Genomic DNA, 413 nt, shown 5'->3' with positions numbered 1-413 from the left:
TCGATATTGGTTTATTTCAATCGGCAAGCGCCCACTATGTTGACAGGGCCTACACGTTGCGGAATAGTTGGCGAAAATCATAACAGAACACTATCGGGATATAGACCAATACGCAATGGTCCAAATCGTTGGGCCTATAAAGAATGGGAAGGTTGTCAAATGTCTCGTGTTTCCAAAACTGCCGGTTGTGCCATCGCGCTCATCTTCGCGGTTGGCGTTGCTCATGCATCGGAAGTGACACCGCCGGCGGATATCGCCAAGGCGGGCAAGATCACGTATTGCGCGGAGTTCGGGAATCCGCCGCTCGGCTTCTATGATGAAAATCAGGTTCTAGGTGGTCTGGATGTCGATATCGGCACCGAGATCGGGAAGCGGATGGGGGTGAAGGTCGAGTGGAAGGAAACTGCATTCAG

Annotated in this window: 1 protein-coding gene; it reads left to right on the top strand. The window is 51.8% G+C overall.

What is annotated here, in order from left to right; translation table 11 throughout:
• Positions 1 to 159 precede the first annotated feature (159 nt).
• Positions 160 to 413, top strand: a 254-nt coding sequence (locus EN862_RS34915; protein WP_135913286.1) for a transporter substrate-binding domain-containing protein, incomplete at its 3' end; no start/stop codon positions are given.

The sequence above is a fragment of the Mesorhizobium sp. M2E.F.Ca.ET.219.01.1.1 genome (assembly GCF_004016445.2).
Classification (GTDB): Bacteria; Pseudomonadota; Alphaproteobacteria; order Rhizobiales; family Rhizobiaceae; genus Mesorhizobium.
The sequence above is the reverse complement of the archived record's forward strand: the minus strand, read 5'-3'. Positions and strand labels throughout refer to the sequence as shown.